The following is a 2,539-nucleotide window of genomic DNA, read 5'->3' on the forward strand; positions in this document are numbered from 1 at the left end:
CCCCGTACGACCCCACCGCCCGGGGCGTCGGGAGGCCGCGCGGCGGCCCGTCCGGCGCGCTTCCGGCTCCCTCCGGCCCCGCTTTCGGTCACCCAGCGCGACACCCCGTGACGGCTCGCGTCCGCCGTCCGGTGACTCCTCCCGACCCTCGCACCAGCACGCCCCGGATGTGTGCCAGAGTTGCCTCGTCCGGCCTCGAAGCACGTACCGTACGGCTGAGTAGCCGGCACCACCGGGGAAGGGGCAGCTGGATTGAGCACGCACGCACCGCATGCGCCGAACGGCCCTGGGCTCGCGCGGTCCGTCACCCTGCCCGCCACCCTCGACGAGGCCGTGGCGGCGCTCGCCGCCATACCGGCGGCCGTACCCGTCGCCGGCGGGACCGACCTGATGGCCTCCGTCAACGCCGGCCAGCTCAGGCCCGCCGCGCTCGTCGGCCTCGGCCACATCAGCGAGATCCGCGGCTGGGAGTACCTGGACGGCCACGGCCTGCTCGGCGCCGGCCTCACCCACGCCCGCATGGGCCGCCCCGACTTCGCCGCGCTCTTCCCGGCGCTCGCCGCCGCCGCCCGCGCGGCCGGACCACCGCAGATCCGGAACGCCGGCACCCTCGGCGGCAACGTCGTCACCGCCGCCCCCACCGGCGACACCCTGCCGGTACTCGCCGCGCTGGAAGCCGTCCTCGTCATCGCCGGCCCCGGCGGCGCCCGCCGCGAGGTGCCCATCGGCCATCTGCTCGCCGGCATGGACATGCTGCGACCCGGCGAGATCCTGGGCCACCTCCGCGTACCGCTCCTGCACGCCCCGCAGGCGTTCCTCAAGGCCACCGGACGCACCGGGCCCAGCCGGGCCGTCGCCTCCGCCGCCGTGGTGCTCGACCCCGCCCGGCGCGGCGTACGCTGCGCCATCGGCGCCGTCGCCCCCATGCCGCTGCGGCCCCTGGAGGCCGAGCAGTGGGTGGCCTCCCTCATCGACTGGTCCGTCGTGACCCAACGCGGGGCCAGCGCCCTGGCCCCCGAAGCACTCGACGCCTTCGGACAGTACGTCGCGATGGCCTGCATCCCCGACCCGCCGCCGGCCGAGGACGGGGCAGCGGCACCGGTACTTCCGCCCGCCGCGCTCCAGCTGCGGCGTACCGTGGCGGCACTCGCCCGCCGGGGACTCGGGAGGGCTCTCGCATGAGCAGCGACCAGCAGCAGCCGGGCCAGCCGGCACCCACCGCACCGCCCACCGGCGGCTGGGGCGGCGCGTACGACGCCGAGGCCACGGCCTTCATACAGCTGCCCGGCCCGGGCGCCGCACCCCCCTACCCCGGCGACGGCCGCGACGCCGACTACAGCCCGCTCGCCGCGCCCGGCACGGGGCCCGGCTGGGAACCGCCCGTCATCCCGCCGATGACACCGGCCGCCTCCACCGACCCGGCCGCCACCGGTCAGTGGACGATGCCGTTCGCCCCCGAGCCCGCGCATGGCGCGGATGCCGCGCTCTCCCAGGGGCTGCCCGGAGCGCCGGACCTGTCCGGGGTGCCGGACGCGTCCGGGCAGGGTGCCGCCGCCGCACTGGCCGGGGCGCACGAGGCCCGCCGCACGCCGGAGCGACACCTGGCCGCCGCCGGCGGCGAGACGCCGTCCGGCGAGCCCTCGTCCCACGAGCCGCCGTCCCACGGGCCCCTGTACCCGGCGCACGCCCACGATTCGGCGGGGCACGAGCTGTTCGCGGCCGGCGGGCCCGGCGGCGACGACCGCCGGCAGCCGGCCGAGCACGGTGACCCACCACCCGGTGCCGCGGCCCCGGCGTCCACCTCCGAGGAGTCCCCGTCCGCCGCCGACGACGCGGACGCCGCGGGCGACGGTGACACGAGCGACGACGCCGAGCCGCCCGCCGACGAACACCCGCTCGTCTCCTACGTCCTGCACGTCAACGGCGCCGACAAGCCCGTCACCGACGCCTGGATCGGCGAGTCCCTGCTGTACGTGCTGCGCGAACGGCTGGGCCTGGCCGGCGCCAAGGACGGCTGCTCGCAGGGTGAGTGCGGCGCCTGCTCGGTACAGGTCGACGGCCGCCTCGTGGCCTCCTGCCTCGTCCCGGCCGCCACCGCCGCACGCTCCGACATCCGGACCGTCGAAGGACTCGCGCACGACGACGGCCCCTGCGACGTCCAGCACGCGCTGGCCGACCGGGCCGGCGCCCAGTGCGGCTTCTGCCTGCCCGGCATGGCGATGACCGTGCACGACCTGCTCGCCGGCAACCACGCCCCGACCGACCTGGAGATCCGCAAGGCGCTGTGCGGCAACCTCTGCCGCTGCTCCGGCTACCGGGGCATCGTGGAGGCGGTACGCGACGTGGTCGCCACCCGCGCGGCGGAGGCCGAACGGGCCGCCGCCGAACAGTCGGCGGAGCAGCAGGTCGAGGCCCACGGGCCGCACGACGGCGACCACTCCGGCCACTTCGACGCCGCCGGTCATCCGGACCCCGCCGCGCCCCCCAGGGTCCCCGAGCAGGGGCCCGCACCGCATCCGCCGTACGGACCGGGAGAGGC

The 2,539-nt window shown here is 77.4% G+C and carries 2 protein-coding genes; both read left to right on the forward strand.

Features of this window, described 5'->3' with window-relative positions:
- Positions 1-252 precede the first annotated feature (252 nt).
- Positions 253-1,182 carry an FAD binding domain-containing protein gene (locus FNX44_RS25975; RefSeq protein WP_143651419.1) on the forward strand — a complete coding sequence of 310 codons (930 nt, stop codon included), beginning with the start codon at positions 253-255 and terminating at the stop codon, positions 1,180-1,182.
- Positions 1,179-2,539, forward strand: a 1,361-nt coding sequence (locus FNX44_RS25980) for a (2Fe-2S)-binding protein (RefSeq protein WP_143651420.1), incomplete at its 3' end; no start/stop codon positions are given. The genes FNX44_RS25975 and FNX44_RS25980, both read left to right, overlap by 4 nt.

It is taken from the genome of Streptomyces alkaliterrae (assembly GCF_007097205.2).
Classification (GTDB): Bacteria; Actinomycetota; Actinomycetes; order Streptomycetales; family Streptomycetaceae; genus Streptomyces; species Streptomyces alkaliterrae.